The organism is Paenibacillus amylolyticus, from assembly GCF_036894225.1.
GTDB classification, from domain to species: domain Bacteria; phylum Bacillota; class Bacilli; order Paenibacillales; family Paenibacillaceae; genus Paenibacillus; species Paenibacillus amylolyticus.
The window spans coordinates 1,687,448-1,702,864 of sequence record NZ_CP145892.1 but is presented as its reverse complement, the minus strand read 5'-3'; the positions used below and the strand labels follow the sequence as shown (position 1 = coordinate 1,702,864).

At 48.7% G+C, this 15,417-nt stretch carries 13 protein-coding genes; 4 read left to right on the top strand and 9 right to left on the bottom strand.

The window, feature by feature from the left end:
- Positions 1 to 22: 22 nt before the first annotated feature.
- Positions 23 to 886, bottom strand: coding sequence for an SDR family oxidoreductase (locus V6668_RS07585; protein ID WP_100527917.1), 864 nt, complete (start codon positions 884 to 886; stop codon positions 23 to 25).
- A 104-nt stretch (positions 887 to 990) separates the two neighbouring features.
- Here V6668_RS07585 and V6668_RS07580 point away from each other — a divergent pair, with 104 nt between their 5' ends.
- Positions 991 to 1,533 (top strand): hypothetical protein, encoded by a 543-nt coding sequence (locus V6668_RS07580; RefSeq protein WP_100527916.1) that lies wholly within the window; start codon positions 991 to 993, stop codon positions 1,531 to 1,533.
- A 56-nt stretch (positions 1,534 to 1,589) separates the two neighbouring features.
- Positions 1,590 to 2,321 carry an MBL fold metallo-hydrolase gene (locus tag V6668_RS07575; RefSeq protein ID WP_100527915.1) on the top strand — a complete coding sequence of 244 codons (732 nt, stop codon included), beginning with the start codon at positions 1,590 to 1,592 and terminating at the stop codon, positions 2,319 to 2,321.
- A gap of 770 nt (positions 2,322 to 3,091) precedes the next feature.
- Here V6668_RS07575 and V6668_RS07570 read toward each other — a convergent pair.
- Complete coding sequence (locus V6668_RS07570; RefSeq protein ID WP_338708065.1) at positions 3,092 to 4,303, bottom strand: PQQ-dependent sugar dehydrogenase; 1,212 nt, start codon at positions 4,301 to 4,303, stop codon at positions 3,092 to 3,094.
- Between the two features lie 262 nt (positions 4,304 to 4,565).
- On the opposite strand from V6668_RS07570, the gene V6668_RS07565 reads away from it, so the two are divergent.
- Positions 4,566 to 5,654 carry a Xaa-Pro peptidase family protein gene (locus V6668_RS07565; protein ID WP_338708064.1) on the top strand — a complete coding sequence of 363 codons (1,089 nt, stop codon included), beginning with the start codon at positions 4,566 to 4,568 and terminating at the stop codon, positions 5,652 to 5,654.
- A 291-nt stretch (positions 5,655 to 5,945) separates the two neighbouring features.
- On the opposite strand, the gene V6668_RS07560 is transcribed toward V6668_RS07565, so the two are convergent.
- From V6668_RS07560 to V6668_RS07550, 3 genes are all read right to left on the bottom strand, one after another.
- The gene (locus tag V6668_RS07560) at positions 5,946 to 6,299 is read right to left on the bottom strand and encodes a hypothetical protein (RefSeq protein ID WP_100527912.1); all 354 of its coding nucleotides are present in this window, start codon (positions 6,297 to 6,299) and stop codon (positions 5,946 to 5,948) included.
- A 203-nt stretch (positions 6,300 to 6,502) separates the two neighbouring features.
- A complete protein-coding gene (locus tag V6668_RS07555) occupies positions 6,503 to 7,186 on the bottom strand; it encodes a queuosine precursor transporter (RefSeq protein ID WP_076251591.1) in 684 nt (227 codons plus the stop codon).
- 373 nt (positions 7,187 to 7,559) lie between these two features.
- Entirely contained in the window at positions 7,560 to 8,957 is a 1,398-nt protein-coding gene (locus V6668_RS07550; RefSeq protein WP_338708063.1) for an L-cystine transporter, read from the bottom strand.
- 352 nt (positions 8,958 to 9,309) lie between these two features.
- Here V6668_RS07550 and V6668_RS07545 point away from each other — a divergent pair, with 352 nt between their 5' ends.
- Positions 9,310 to 11,010, top strand: a complete 1,701-nt coding sequence (locus tag V6668_RS07545; RefSeq protein WP_076251586.1) for a methyl-accepting chemotaxis protein — start codon at positions 9,310 to 9,312, stop codon at positions 11,008 to 11,010.
- Between the two features lie 126 nt (positions 11,011 to 11,136).
- On the opposite strand, the gene V6668_RS07540 is transcribed toward V6668_RS07545, so the two are convergent.
- The 4 genes from V6668_RS07540 to cobT form a co-directional block, all read right to left on the bottom strand.
- A complete protein-coding gene (locus V6668_RS07540; protein ID WP_338708911.1) occupies positions 11,137 to 12,681 on the bottom strand; it encodes a cobyric acid synthase in 1,545 nt (514 codons plus the stop codon).
- A 125-nt stretch (positions 12,682 to 12,806) separates the two neighbouring features.
- Complete coding sequence (cobS, locus tag V6668_RS07535) at positions 12,807 to 13,697, bottom strand: adenosylcobinamide-GDP ribazoletransferase (protein WP_338708062.1); 891 nt, start codon at positions 13,695 to 13,697, stop codon at positions 12,807 to 12,809.
- A complete protein-coding gene (cobU, locus tag V6668_RS07530) occupies positions 13,694 to 14,254 on the bottom strand; it encodes a bifunctional adenosylcobinamide kinase/adenosylcobinamide-phosphate guanylyltransferase (protein WP_076251579.1) in 561 nt (186 codons plus the stop codon). The genes cobS and cobU overlap by 4 nt, the downstream gene beginning before the upstream one ends.
- The gene (cobT, locus tag V6668_RS07525) at positions 14,251 to 15,372 is read right to left on the bottom strand and encodes a nicotinate-nucleotide--dimethylbenzimidazole phosphoribosyltransferase (RefSeq protein ID WP_338708061.1); all 1,122 of its coding nucleotides are present in this window, start codon (positions 15,370 to 15,372) and stop codon (positions 14,251 to 14,253) included. The genes cobU and cobT overlap by 4 nt, the downstream gene beginning before the upstream one ends.
- Positions 15,373 to 15,417: the final 45 nt, after the last annotated feature.

Below are 15,417 nucleotides of genomic sequence, written 5' to 3'. Positions count from 1 at the left end.
TCACTCATCAGCTTGTGCTGAATTACAACTTCTCGTCATCTCTTAGCCCCACCTGTTCTTCGCTCCACGTCCAGAAACGCTCAGCTGAAGCATCGTCAACGGCATGTGCCTTCAGCTGCTGCTCTTTCTGTTGATAGAAGTAACGACCGGTGAAGCCGACGACTTCAGGGCTTGTGGCCAGATAAACAGCCGTTCGCGCCCCCTCTTCAGGGGACAGAAAGAATGGAAGTTTACCTGCAAACGCCATAATGCGTGTGCCAAATCCGGTATTGCGATCTACGCCAATACTCGTTCCCACCGCACCAGGGTGTAGACAGTTCACTGTGACAGACGTACCTGACAGTTTGCTAGCCAGTGCACGAGTGAACAGCACGTTCGCCAGTTTGGATTGGGCATAACTTTTGATCGGATTATAACCTTTGTGCAGATGTGGATCTTCGAAGTGGATTTTGCCGGCCTTATAAGCACCTGACGAAACGTTCACAACCCGTCCCTGCTTCGCAGCTTTCAGAGGTTCTATCAAAAGTAAGGTCAGCAGGAAATGCCCCAGATGGTTAATACCGATACTTTGTTCGAACCCGTCTGAGGTTTCCTTTCGCTTAACCATCACTACCCCCGCATTATTAACCAGAACGTCAAGGTGATCATGACGCTCGCGGAATGTGCCGGCAAACTGGCGTATACTGTCGAGTGAACCCAGGTCACACAGCATCAATTCAATCGCAGAAGAACCGGACTGACGCACAGCTTCCTGAAGAGCCTCCTGTCCGCGCTTCTCACTGCGGCATGCCATAATTACGCGATATCCTTGCCTTGCAAGTTCAATGGTGGTTGCCAACCCCATACCTGAGTTAGCTCCTGTTACAATTGCTGTCTGATTGGACATGAGGTACTTCCCTTCTGAACCTGAGGTTCCGAAATTAGAGGCGCGACGACGGACAATATGAGATAATGATAGGATCACATCTCGGTTTCCATGGGAGGACAAGTATGCTGACCAAAGAAGATTTTAAAAAAGTTAAAAAACAAGCCAAACTTGAAATCGCACTACTCGAACAGGAATATCAGGAAATCTTGCAGAACGTTGATTCTACGCTGTATGAAAAATACGGTATTTTGGACAAAGAAGAAACACGTGAGTTCACCCGAAAACGCAAAAACCGAAGATATGCTTCACTGGTCATCGAACTATGCGCCATTATTGAACAAATGTTACATCAACTGTATAGAGACGTATATCAGAAAAAGTTTAATTCGACCCAGCTGATGAAAACTCCTGCATACCGTGCCCGCTCCAATATGGAGATTATTCAGGCCGAACTCAGTAAAGAGTTCATTGCTCTGGAATCCGAAAAAGAACACTTCGCTGAAGCGCTTAGTCTGGTGTTTCAGACGAGAAACAAACTTGTTCATGATAACTTCTCGTTTGTCTCCATCGTTAAGGACGGCAGTAATGAAGAAGAAACGTTCGAAGCACTACTCCATACCGTTAAAAAATATAGAAAACACTTAAAATATAATCGCCCTGAATAACAACAATCATCGCTTAAAAATATAAGGAGGTGTACCGGACTACGGTCCGGATAACCATGAGCCATCCAACAACTTCGATTACTGTGCTAAATCTTCAGATTCCTACACCTTCCGGGAACAGCCCCATATTCCCCGTCATGCTTCGTGATGTAGATGGCGTTACCCTGGTGGATACAGGCATGATTGGACAATTTGCCGAACTTCAATCCGTATTGGAACAAGAGGGCGTACAGTTCTCGGACGTCAAACGTGTGATTATTACTCATCAGGACATCGATCATATCGGTAACCTGGGCGCTCTTCTGGATGCTATTCCCGATCTGGAAATCTGGGCACATGCCGATGAGATTCCATATCTAACCGGTGAGAAGCCTTTGATCAAATTCACACCTGAACGTCGTGCTCTGCTGCCCGCGCCCGTTTTGGCACTGGCAGATCAACTGCTCTTGCAGTTGCCTGAAGTGAACATTAGCAGAACGCTGGCAGACGGGGACATATTACCCCTTCAAGGTGGTACACAGGTCATTCATACACCGGGACATACGCCAGGTCATATCTGCCTGTATTTCGGGGAGCAACAGTTCCTGCTCGCTGCCGATGAACTTCGTGTGGTCGATGATGAACTGGTTGGCCCTGCACCACAAGCGACACCGGACATGCCTGAAGCGCTGCGAAGCCTGAAGAAACTGACCGACCTTAAGCTCAATAAGGTTCTCTGTTATCACGGTGGAGAGTACATGAATGATCCGGCTCAGCGTATTGCCACACTTGCGGAGAGCGCAGAGTAGTAAAGAACGCGGAGCTGTGAGTTTTTTGGAACGATAACGCATCCTATTAACGCTGTTTCTCTTCGTGCGGCATTGTGCGTTGTAGCTCATTCAAGATTAGGATGACACATACATTACAATCAAGGAGCTGTCCCAATGTCATGAACTTGACAGGGACAGCTCCTTTGATTAGTTAACCACGCACTTCTACTACTCTACTGCACTGGTGTTGACCGTATGGTAGCACCTATTGCGCACGCTATTCATACAGTATGCACGCAGTATCTTATATTGAACTACGACATGTGCACAGTATCTTTCCCCTGCCCGTTTGGCAAAACAATTCACCGGAAAACCGTAACGTAAGTGTCTACTTATTGACCGAGGTCCGTCTCTAACGAATTGGGCACAGTCTAAACGTTATACTTGTTTTGTAACGAATCTCAGACACCCTATACGCAGTATTTTAAGTGTCTAGATTTTCTAACGAACTCCAGACACCTTAGTTGCTCATTTCATTGGTTTTTCCGCAGGTTTCGAGTGAATTTTGGCTATATAACGTGGCTGAGGTTCGTTAAATTCTACGAACGCCACCAAACCTCTATTTAAGGTGCGTCAGGTTCTTTAGAAAAATTTTATTTAGAGCGATTCAGATTCAGGGCACTTCAGGGCTTTAGCTCAAGATAAGCGGCAACCGTTCGTTTTAAACTCACTCCATTCGCTACCTTACGGCGAGACCAATCCGGTGCGACTCTGTCCTGCAACACTGATTTTCTCTCCCTGACCCCGACTCAGCTCTCCGGAGTTAGTACAATCAGCTTGTCATCTCCATCACGTGGCGATCCTCGTCCATCCCGATTGTTCGTAAGCACATATAACTTCCCGTCCTCGCCAGCACTCACATTGCGAATCCGGCCCCACTCATCTTCGAAGATGGGTTCCACCTTCTCCACCTGTGTGCCATCTTCCGAAAGAGTAACCTTCAGCAACTGCTCTCCACGCAGATTCGCAGCAATCAGTGATCCAGCCCAAGGTCCTTCTTCTACAAAAGTTACACCAGATGGCGCCCATGTATCATTCCCACTATGTGCAAGCGGAGCTTGATATGCGCCGTTGTCATCGTCGTCTCCTTCTACCTCGGGCCAGCCATAATTCTCACCAGCTACAATCCGGTTAATCTCATCATGATTTCGCTGACCATGTTCGGTAGAATAGAGGTAACCGTTGTCCGGATTCCATGCCAGTCCCTGTGCGTTACGGTGTCCCATACTGTATACAGGTGAATTCGGCCATGGGTTGTCTGCCGGGATCGATCCATCGAGACCTATCCGCAATATTTTACCTCCAAGGCTATCTTCGTTCTGTGACAATTCCGGTTCATAACGCTCACCTGTCGTGATATAGAGCAACTTGTCCGGGCCAATTTTGATCCGCCCACCGTTATGATTCGTTCCGCCTGGAATGTTACCAAGCAGCTCTTGATCTATGACCGCTTTGCCATCATTCACCTTGAGACGTAACACCCGATTGGCAATGTCGTCGCCTTCCAGATAGGAGTGGTATGCATACAGATAACCGTTATCCTCGAAGTCCGGATCAGCCGCAAGACCCAACAGACCTCCCTCACCTTCTTCATTAAATGGGGCTGAGAATTCAATCAGTGGTTCAGGGGCTAGTTTTCCATCCTCAATGACCCGAATCGCACCAGGGCGTTCCGTTACAAACATCCGACCATCAGGCACACTCACAATCTCCCATGGTGCATTCAGTCCTTCAACCAGTACGGAAGCCTGATACGGAATAACAGTCTCTCCCTGCGCTCCACTCTCATTTCCACTTGCACCGGTATTGCCTCCGTTGGCTGTCTGTCCCTGACCTGTTCCCTGCCCCTGAGACGTCTGCTCTGTTCCTCCCGTAGAAGGTTCGCCTGAAGAACATGACGCGGTTAACAGTGCCACACTTAATAATGAAGCATACAGTGGAACGGTTACTCGATTATTCATGATTACATCTCCCTTCGTATATCGTTCTTTTGTATAAAATAAATAAGTCAAGCTTCAACGTATTGTTAATGGATTGCTCTCTATTGTTGTGGTGTTATTATTCATCTGTTAAGCGGTTTCGCCCTGTATTACCCTTCATACCAGCCGCTTAAACCGAGAATTCAAGGTATTCCGAGGATATGAAATCACCGCAGTTTGGAATTCCATCATAATCTTTTATAATAGAAGGATAGTATGAATGGAAAGGTGGACAACTACACTTATGAATCAAAACCCTTTATCTCGTCTTGAAGCCGATCTGTCCGGGCAAGGATTGGACGCCATGCTGATCACAGATCCAAAACATATCTACTATTTAACTGGATTTGCGAGCAATCCGCATGAACGCTTCCTCGGTCTGGTTCTCGCACGTGGCGAAGAGCCCCTGTTGATTGTACCTGCGCTTGATGCTGAAGCTGCCGCAGCCGCTTCCTCGGTATCCAACATTGCTACTCACACGGATACGGATAATCCATACGCTTTGTTTGATCGTTATCAGGGGCGCTTGGGCCGGGTGGGTCTCGAGAAAGAATACGTGACGGTCGCACGTTATGAACAACTGACCGCCGCGCTAGGTGCTGCCAGCTTTGAAGATGTTGGCCCCCTGCTTCGCACATTACGTGTGAAAAAAACACCGGATGAGGTAGCACGCATTCGCCACGCCATTTATCTGATTGAAGAAACATTGCGTCAAGGACTCTCTCATGTTCGCACAGGCGTAACCGAGATCGAACTTGTCGCCGAGATGGAGTATCAGATGAAAAAGCTGGGTGCCGATGCGCCTTCCTTTGATACCATGGTGCTCACGGGACCCAAAACAGGTCTGCCACACGGTACACCGGGTGAACGGAAACTGCAACATGGTGACCTGTTGATGTTTGACATGGGTGTGTATGCTGGAGGGTATGCCTCGGATATCACGCGTACATTCGCTTTTGGTGATATCTCCCCTGAACTCAAAACCATCTATAACACTGTACTCGCAGCGAACGAAGCTGCTATCCAAATCGTGAAACCAGGCATTACCTGCGCCGAAGTGGATCGTGCAGCACGCCAGGTCACGGAAGAAGCGGGATACGGCGAGCGCTTCATGCACAGAGTAGGCCATGGATTGGGTATCGACGTACATGAGTATCCCTCTCTTCATGGAGAGAATATGGACATCCTGAATGAAGGTACCGTATTCACGATTGAACCGGGCATCTATACCGCAGCAGGCGGCGTCCGTATCGAAGATGATGTAATTGTGACCGAGACGGGTATCGAAGTTCTGACGACATATCCAAAAGAACTGCAAATCCTTACCGACTAATCCAACTGGATCTATGTCAAAAACAGCCCATATACATCAATACTCAGCCGATATTGTGCATCATGAACTAAACTGCACGAAACTGTGCTGAACTGTATCTTCAAAATAATATACTCCTTTCGCGTACGCCTCAGGCCTGTATACAGAAAAAGTAGCAAGTACACACGCGAACGCAAAAATCCCGCAAATTCATGAATATCATGGGTTGCGGGATTTTAATTAATACAAAACATATCCTAAATTACTCCGTCTGCATTCTACGTAATTTTATTCCTGCTCACTCATTTACCATTAGTCAAACTCATGCGTGATATCCTGCCAAGACTCCAGCTGTGGCAGCTGTTGCTTCCCCCAGTAATCCAGAAACCATTGAATAATCCCAGTCGTATCTGTTGTTCTGCAGCTGTAATGTCGGAAACCGTCCTCGCCTTCCTGCAAACGAATCTCCGCCACCATCTGCCCTGGTTCCTCAAGCGCAGCAGCCTGCATATACATACTTCCCTCCACCAGCTCGGAAGGTACAAGTACTACGAATTCCTGCAATTCCAGATTGGAGATCAACTCCACCAATAACGAAGCATTAATGTTATCATTCTCGTAGGTTGTGCCATTGCTTTCCAGTGTATAACGCAGTGTAGAGTACATGTGCGATTCCCCTTTGTATGAAAATCATCGTTCCTAATGATACACGCTTATAACGACAGGTCGTTTATATTATAACTTTTTCATAAAAATGTAAAAAGGATTTTTCTTGTTTCGGGTCTTTTCTATGAAAAAAAACCCTTGCAGAGTCCGAATTACAATTGACCGAGCAGAGGTTTTTTTAAGTGATACTCTTTGAATATTGTCTAAGCTTCATCCTTAAACTTAAAGCTACGTGCAGCATACAGAAACGGCGTTCCGACCGCAGTTAATACAAATTTGATAATATAGGTCGTCAGGAAGATTTCCAGCCAAACATCCCAAGGGTAGATGAACGCAAACGCGATCGTGCAGAACACCAGTGTATCCACAAATGAACTGATGATGGAACTACCGTTGGTGCGAATCCACAACTGGTTGCGCCCTGGGGCCACCTTGCGTAACCAGGAGTACAATCGAACATCCAGGAACTGACTGATGAAGTACGCTGTCAGACTTCCGAGTGCCAAACGTGGCAGCAGACCGAACAACTTCGCCATAGATTCCTGTGCAAAGTCTGTTGGTGCCGGTTCAAAGAACAACACCATCTGCATCAGAACCGTTGTCATGATGAGCGTGAAAAAGCCAAACCATACGGCCTTGCGTGCCTCACCTGGTCCATATTTTTCATTAAGAAGGTCACTGGTCAGGTACATGCTGACATACATCGTGTTGCCTAACGTCAGTACAATTCCCATGATATCTATCGTTTTGGTCACCTGAATGTTGGCTATAACCGTAGCCACACCAATCCAGGCATAGAGACCTTTTTTACCGAACAAGCGGTAACACAGCAGGAAAAATCCATAAGTTACGAGAACAAAAACTGCTCCCCACCCTAAGTTAAACATAAATACATACACTGCCTTCCTAGTTTTGATTACGCGGGATGGTTACGAACCGCGGTTTGGCTCAGGGCCAAAACATGAATACTCTATCACATTTCTCGTCCCATGAACAGAACTAAATAACTCCAAGCGTGCCTGAGTGACTACGACCCCTTCTATATTCCTCCCGCTTCCCTCTCGACCATACTAGTTTTTCCTACCTCTATTCCCCTTGCACCGTATATCGAAAAAGAAGACTGCTTCACCACTGTGCACAGCATAGTTTGATTGCCGCAAAAAACCGCCCTCCGGATTCCTCCGAAGGACGGCTTTTCTCACTTGATTTGTAGACGGCTCTAGCTATCTTAATGTGAGCTTCTATCTAATCCATTCTGTATTAAGCCTGAGCCGCAGAATCCAGCTCACGGCTCTGATCGTTAAACGTGTCCCGATCGTTTTCCTTCAAAATTCTGCTCGTCACGAGTCCTGATGTCATCGACCCGTTCACGTTAAGCGCTGTACGACCCATGTCGATCAGCGGCTCCACGGAAATGAGTAGTCCAACCAGAGCCACAGGCAGATTCATGGTGGACAATACGATCAGGGAAGCGAAGGTTGCCCCGCCGCCAACGCCAGCCACACCAAACGAACTGATCATGACTACGAGGATCAAAGTCACAATGAAGTCCCAGCTCAGCGGGTCGATGCCGACCGTCGGAGCAATCATCACCGCCAGCATGGCCGGATAGATCCCGGCGCAGCCGTTTTGCCCAATCGTAGCACCAAAGCTTGCAGACAGGTTCGCAATGCCGTCCGATACGCCGAGTTTCTTCGTCTGTGTCTCCACATTCAGCGGGATTGCCGCTGCACTTGAACGGGACGTAAAGGCAAATACCAGTGTTGGCAGCACCTTCTTTAAATACGTAACCGGGTTGAAGCCGGACAGAGAGATAATGATCAGGTGAATAATAAACATCAAGATGAGGGCCACGTAGGACGCAATGACGAATTTGATGAGCTTTAATATCTCTTCCGCATTGGTTGTCGCCGTTACCTTTGTAATCAGTGCTAGAATCCCGTAAGGCGTAAGCCTAAGCACCAGCGTAACAATTCGCATAACCACCGCATATACCGCATTAACCATACCGCGGAACGTCTCCGCCTGCTGAGGTTTTTTGCGATCCAGTCCAAGTACCGCTACACCGATAAACGCGGAGAAGATAACCACCGCCAGTGTGGATGTACGACGTTCTCCTGTCATATCTGCAAATGGATTCGAAGGAATGAATTCCAGCACTTGCTGCGGGATGGTCTGATCCTTCACATCAACAAGCCGTTCCTCCACCTTCTGAATCTGCGCATTCTCCCGGTCTCCTCCTTGAATCTCAATGGAAGTCAGGTTGAAGCCCAGACTGGTCACAATGCTGACCCCTGCGGCAATCGCTGTGGTGATCAACAGAATGGCAATAATGGAAACACTCATCTTGCCGAGATTTTGCTTGCCCTTCAGATTCATAATGGCCGAAATGATCGACACCATGATCAATGGGATCACGACCATTTGCAACAAACGAACATATCCTGAACCGACCAGATTGAACCAATCGACTGATTTCGTAACTACATCAGAACCTGATGTGTACACCAATTGAAGAATAACCCCGTAAACAACCCCCAGTCCCAGACCCGCAAATACGCGTTTCGTAAAGGAGATATGCTTTTTCTGCATCCAGTAGAGGATACCAAGTAAGGCAAGTATAACCACTACATTCAATATGACTAGAAAAGTATCCATTTCTTTAAATCCTCCTCAGGCATGTGTGTAACCGGAGAATATCCGGTTTTCTCTTCTATTTTTTGTACTTCCGACAAAGACATTTTACAATATAACATATAACAAACTATTCTGGTAGGTATTAATTGATATTATGTAATATGCATGTAACAGATTCATCTATTTCTGAAAAAAATACACCAAATCGTGAAAATTGTTCTATTCAACCTCCGGTTAATTTTGTAATATAGGTATATCCGCTTATTCCCAAGTTTTCTCAACGTATAACTTAGGTCTTTCTTCATTGGTAGATAGGTCTTATGATTACGGAAAAGCGATAATGTTAATGAACTTGACGTGAAAGGATGATCATATGTTTCGTAATCGCACCGTTGCCGGTAAAATCAGAGGCACTTTGTTCCTCGTTCTGCTGGTTGCTTCCCTGTTGTTCAGTATTAGTTTTTACGCCGTTTCGATGAATATTATTCAAAGCTACGTGCTACCGCAGTTTGACAAAGTCCTAAACACGTCCATTCAGGATATATACAAGAATACTTCAGCATCCAAAATCTTACAGGTACAGAGTGGCGGAGCCGGTTCTGAAGGTGCTGCCATGACCGTGGAATCGTACCTGGCAGATAAAGCAAAAGAACATAATTTGGATGCGGCTTACGTTGTTGCTATTCAAGATGGCTCAGCCAAAGTCGTTGTGGCCAACCCTTCTTCAAACATGAAAGCCCAGGATGAGATTAGTGTAGAACCCGCAATGAATGCAGCTATCGAGAACAAAGAAATGGTAATCAGCGAGGTCTACTCCGATTCCTTTGGTGTACATAAAGCAGCCTTTATCCCCATTGCAGGAAGTAACATGATTATGGCTGTGAGCATGGATGCCCAGTTCATTCAAGACAAGATTACTCAGATTTTCTGGTTGTGCCTTGGGATTACAGCATTAGTGTTTGTACTCGGCTGGCTTATCTCCACTAGTATGATCAAAAGAGTTACCAAACCAATCATCAAGCTCGTCCAACATAGCAAACAAATATCCCAGGGTGATCTGACCGCTGAACTAGAGATCAAAGGTAAAGATGAAATTGCCCAGCTTGCCGCAAGCTTCCAGACGATGACGCATAACCTGAAAGAAATGATTAGCCGTGCCTTGTCCACGTCCAATGAAGTTGTATCAGGCTCCAATGACCTGCTTCAGCGGGTTGAATCGATGTCCGGTATGGTTCGAAACTCCAGCCGCTCTGCAGAAGATGCAGAAAAAGGCAGCATCAGCATTGCGTCAAGCGCATCCGAGAACGCCAGAGCTATGGAAGAAATTACGCAAGGTATCATGCATATTGCTTCTTCTTCTGCTGAAGTGTCTGACCAGATTGGTGAAGCAGCCAACGAGGCAGTTAACGGTAACCGACTGGCTCAGAATGCTATTGAGCAGATGGAGCGTGTAGGCCAGACAGCAAGCGAATCGTTGCGATATGTTGAAACTATGAATGAACGATCGGTAGCCATCGGCACCATTGTTGCTTCCATTTTTGAAATCACCAAACAGATTAACATGCTGTCACTCAACGCCTCCATTGAAGCAGCACGTGCCGGAGAGCATGGTCGCGGATTCGCTGTTGTTGCTGGAGAAGTTCGCAAACTTGCCGAACAATCCAAGACAGCCACCGAAGAAATTTCGGATTATCTGGGTACCATTCGTGAAGATGCTGAACGCTCGGTTGATGCCATGAACCGTGTAACCCAGGAGATTGGTTCAGGCACAAGGGTCGTTCAACAAGCAGGCTCTGCCTTCCAGCAACTGAATGAATTGATTCAGAACGTGAATCTGACCATTCAGACCGTCTCGGCTTCTACACAACAAGTATCTGCTGGTGCTGAAGAAGTGAGTGCATCCGTTGAAGAAACGGCACAGATTACGACCAAATCCCGTGAAAGCATGTTACAAATTGCTTCAACAGCAGATCTTCAGCTTAGCGAGATGGATTCACATTCGAATACAGTTCGTCATCTGCATGAACAAGCTGTAGAGCTGCAATCCGCTATGAAAAATTTCAAAATAAACTAACAGGTTAACCATTAACCTATCATCACCTGTTTTAAACCTCATTTAATCATAGGATATACAATACCCCCATGTCGCTAACATTCCGTTTCTATAGAACGGTTTGTCGGACATGGGGGTATTGTTGTTTCACTCAGGTGCCTGAACACCCATAATCTCGTACACACGCTTCATATCCAATGCCGAACGCAACGATTCGGCTACCCGATCAAACTCCATCTCCTTACGTTCATGCACACTATATGTCTCCTGAAGTGGAGCCAGTCCCTTTCCTGCACGCAAGGCATTCAGCCAAGAACGTCGGAATTGATCACTTTCAAACAAACCATGCAGGTAGGTTCCCCACACCCTGCCATCTACTGAGCCCCAGCCTTCTTGGAAAGGTTGACCACCTGGATGCGAGATTTCAAACAACGCGTTTACACGTTCAGGCTCGTGACACTCCGTAACGCCCATATGAATCTCATATCCGTTAATGGGTAATGAAGCATCTGCTACATCTTGCTCACCATACAGACGAATCGGGTGATCAGGCTGCACCCGTCCGGAAGCTCTGACGGTCTGCTTTTCCTGAAGAAACGTTGTCGATAGCGGGAGCCAGCCAAGTCCTTTTGCTTCCTGGATCTGATTCGCCTCCACAGCAAACGGGTCCTTCAGATGACGTCCCAGCATCTGGTATCCGCCGCATATCCCTACAAGCTGAACATGCTCACGCTCGGTCTGGCTCGCAATCGCCTGCTCCAGCCCAGACTCACGCAGAAATGCCAGGTCACCTATGGTATCCTTCGTACCCGGTAGAAGAATGGCATCCGGACTGCCTAATTCCTCTGGTGAGGTCACGTAACGCACATTCACATCCGGTTCACGGGAAAGTGCGTCAAAGTCTGTAAAGTTGGAAATTCGCGGATATCGGATCACCGCCAGATCCAACTCGGTTTTGCCGGATTTCCCATGACGCATGGAGTCCAGCACCACTGAATCCTCTGCTTCAATCTGAATATCTCTTATGTAAGGCAATACACCTAATACTGGAATGCCTGTCCGTTCTTCGAGCCAGTCGAGTCCCGGCTGCAACAGGGACAGATCACCGCGAAACTTGTTGATAATGAACCCTTTGACACGGGCCACCTCATGGGGTTCCAGCAGCTCCAGCGTACCTACAATGGAAGCAAACACTCCGCCCCGATCAATATCGGAGATCAGAATCACCGGCGAATCGGCCCAACCTGCCAGATTCATGTTGACGATATCCCGGTCCTTCAGATTGATCTCGGCCGGACTGCCCGCTCCTTCCATCAGCACCACATCATAGGTGTCCCGCAACCGATTCAGCGCATCCATCACCGTCTGCTTTGCTTCAGGCAGGAAATGCTGACGGTAGTCCGATGCACTCATCTGGGCAAAAGGTACACCATGTACCACGATCTGCGAATGCATGTCCCGCACCGGCTTGATCAGGATTGGATTCATATCGGTTGTCGCCTCAATACCACAGGCTTCGGCCTGTGCCCCCTGGGCCCGACCAATCTCCTTGCCATCTTCCGTCACATAGGAATTCAGTGCCATATTCTGTGACTTGAACGGAGCAGGCTTGAAGCCATCCTGCTTAAAAATCCGGCACAATGCCGTTGTGATGACACTTTTGCCCACATCGGAAGCCGTTCCTTGCAGCATCAGTACCGCCGCTGGTTGTGATAGCCTATCTTCCACGCTCTCTCCCCCTGTCTCCGTGTTATATCCAGATCACCTTGCTCCCAACCTCATGCGTAACACTTTCCATACTGCTTCTTACTTCAAAGTTAAAGCCAGAACAGTCCTTGAAGCACGCTCAGCACGGTCAACAAAGCCGCCTCCAGCAGCTCATTCATGGCACCATACGTATCCCCGGTTAAACCACCGAGCCGTTCACTGATCCGGGCAGCCACGAATCGGCCGATATAATAACACGCCACAGGCAGTATAATAACTGCCGCCACCGGGTATAGCCACCATGGCAGTGTTCCCAGACCACTCACCATCGCATCTGCAATCCCCATATCCGGCTTGAAAAGCCACACCGCGGCAAACGTAAGTGCCCCTGCGACCAAGGTCAGGCCCACAGCTGAACTTCGTGCACGCTGGACCTCCTTCCGCTCCCCGAGACCTTTAAACAATACAGCAAGTCCATCATCTTCGCGCGCATTCGGCCAGGCCGACATCGCATACACCATGAACCAGCGGCTCCAGATCATGGGCAGGATCAGCAACGCACCGTACACCCAGTGGCCCCGGGCAATAAAATCAGCGATCAGCGCAGCCTTCATCATCAGAAGCAACACGCAGGCGATCACGCCCATTGCCCCGACACGGCTGTCCTTCATAATCTCCAGCATCCGTTCACGGGTACGATAACTGAGCAAGCCATCCGCCGTATCCATCCATCCGTCAAGATGGAGCCCTCCGGTAAGCCATACCCATAACGTCAAGGTCAGGACGGCAGCCGGAAAGGCCGGAAGCACTGCACCGCTTGAGGCTCCCGCGAGCCAGACACACAGACCGATTGCAGCACCGACCAGCGGATAAAAGACAACACTTTCCCGCAGCAACGGCGGGACAAAATCGATTTGCATTTTGACAGGGAAACGGGACAAAAATTGAAAAGCGGCTGCCGCCGCATGTTTGCGCTGAGGAGCAGGCGTGCCATCCTTCATAAGCGGTACTCCTTGCTTTTTAGTTCAATCGCAATGCCTACGGTCACCAGAAACACTTCACCGCATATCGCCGCAATACGCTGATTCAGTACACCGGCCAAATCCCGATATTTCCTGCCAAGGGCATATTCCGGTACGATCCCGTCCCCCACTTCATTTGTAACCAGAACAAGCAAACCGGGATAGGTTCGAATCGCTTCAACCAACGCGTCCAAATGTCCCTGTAACACCTGTTTCTCGTCATGCTCATGTGCTAACAAAACATTTGTCAGCCACAGCGTCAGGCAATCCACCAGAATGGTGGGTGCAGAAGTCCCTGTATGCCCTTCACCCATGCGGCTTATCAAAGCAGGCAGATGTATCGGTTCCTCCATCGTGTGCCACAGATACCCTGATGCCTCCCGCTGATGCTGATGCATCGCGATACGCTCACGCATTTCATCATCGTACGCCTGAGCTGTCGCCACATACCAGGCCTCCGAGGAACGTTGCATGCAGAGACGCTCGGCAAAGGAACTTTTGCCACTGCGTGCGCCGCCTGTCACCAGTACACTCATCGTGAACTCTCTCCTTGCAGGGATGAATCACCCGACGTAGCGGAATCTGGAGCAGGGCTTGTTCCATCCGAGACACCCGCGCTTGCAAAGGTTGCCATCTCATTCAGAATGAGACAGGCTGCGTCAATCAGATGAAGACTAAGCACGCCGCCCGTGCCTTCACCCAGACGCATGTCCAGATCCAGCATCGCTTTCAGGTCCAGTTCACGCAGCAGCGCTTCATGTCCATTTTCGTGTGAGGTATGAGAAGCGATCATATAAGCTGTACTCAGAGGTGCAAGTTGTCTCGCCACCAGCGCTGCGGCGGTAGAGATGAACCCGTCTACAACGACCGGACAATGATGAGCAGCTGCTGCGAGGATAACCCCTGTGAGTCCGGCAATCTCCAGTCCACCCACCTTGCACAGAACATCCAGTGCATCTTCCGGGTTTGGTGCGTTTACGCTAAGCGCCCGGCTGACTACAGCAGCCTTGCGCTGCAAGCCTGCATCATCAATGCCGGTTCCTCGCCCCACGGCGGCAGCTGGTGCAACTCCGGTTAACGCGCTCATTACCGCAGCACTTGCAGTAGTGTTGCCAATTCCCATCTCCCCGGTGACAAACAGCTGTGTTCCCTTCGCCACCTCTGCCGATACAACTTCGGCTCCTGCAAGGATAGCGCTGACTGCCTCATCCCGGGTCATCGCTGCACCCCGGGCCATGTTGGCCGTGCCTTTGCGAATTTTGCGGGAAAGCAGGTCCGGATGTTCAAGATCGGCATTCACACCAATATCCACACAGATCACATCTGCTCCGGCGTGACGGGCAAGCACATTCACTGCCGCACCTCCAGCGAGGAAATTCAGGACCATCTGCGGGGTCACTTCAGCAGGAAAAGCACTGATGCCCTCTTCCACTACGCCGTGATCTGCGGCCATGACAATGACCGCTCTGTGATCAAAACGCGGACGTGCATTGCCCGTCATCCCTGCCAGGCGGATCACCAGCTCTTCCAATTTGCCCAGACTTCCCGGTGGCTTCGTCAACGAATCCACATGTGCAGAGGTTACTGCCGCCACTTCCTGATCAGGGGCAGTAATCTTACTTATTAAATGCTCCAACACCTGTTCATTATTCATACAACCAGCACTTCCTTCATCAAAATATGGGTTGCCCCGATTCAT

What these genes read in the sequence shown, in the direction of transcription:
- V6668_RS07585 (WP_100527917.1), bottom strand. Translation starts at nt 886, where the DNA reads ATGTCCAATCAGACAGCAATTGTAACAGGAGCTAACTCAGGTATGGGG.
- V6668_RS07580 (WP_100527916.1), top strand. Translation starts at nt 991, where the DNA reads ATGCTGACCAAAGAAGATTTTAAAAAAGTTAAAAAACAAGCCAAACTT.
- V6668_RS07575 (WP_100527915.1), top strand. Translation starts at nt 1,590, where the DNA reads ATGAGCCATCCAACAACTTCGATTACTGTGCTAAATCTTCAGATTCCT.
- V6668_RS07570 (WP_338708065.1), bottom strand. Translation starts at nt 4,303, where the DNA reads ATGAATAATCGAGTAACCGTTCCACTGTATGCTTCATTATTAAGTGTG.
- V6668_RS07565 (WP_338708064.1), top strand. Translation starts at nt 4,566, where the DNA reads ATGAATCAAAACCCTTTATCTCGTCTTGAAGCCGATCTGTCCGGGCAA.
- V6668_RS07560 (WP_100527912.1), bottom strand. Translation starts at nt 6,299, where the DNA reads ATGTACTCTACACTGCGTTATACACTGGAAAGCAATGGCACAACCTAC.
- V6668_RS07555 (WP_076251591.1), bottom strand. Translation starts at nt 7,186, where the DNA reads ATGTTTAACTTAGGGTGGGGAGCAGTTTTTGTTCTCGTAACTTATGGA.
- V6668_RS07550 (WP_338708063.1), bottom strand. Translation starts at nt 8,957, where the DNA reads ATGGATACTTTTCTAGTCATATTGAATGTAGTGGTTATACTTGCCTTA.
- V6668_RS07545 (WP_076251586.1), top strand. Translation starts at nt 9,310, where the DNA reads ATGTTTCGTAATCGCACCGTTGCCGGTAAAATCAGAGGCACTTTGTTC.
- V6668_RS07540 (WP_338708911.1), bottom strand. Translation starts at nt 12,681, where the DNA reads ATGCTGCAAGGAACGGCTTCCGATGTGGGCAAAAGTGTCATCACAACG.
- cobS (WP_338708062.1), bottom strand. Translation starts at nt 13,697, where the DNA reads ATGAAGGATGGCACGCCTGCTCCTCAGCGCAAACATGCGGCGGCAGCC.
- cobU (WP_076251579.1), bottom strand. Translation starts at nt 14,254, where the DNA reads ATGAGTGTACTGGTGACAGGCGGCGCACGCAGTGGCAAAAGTTCCTTT.
- cobT (WP_338708061.1), bottom strand. Translation starts at nt 15,372, where the DNA reads ATGAATAATGAACAGGTGTTGGAGCATTTAATAAGTAAGATTACTGCC.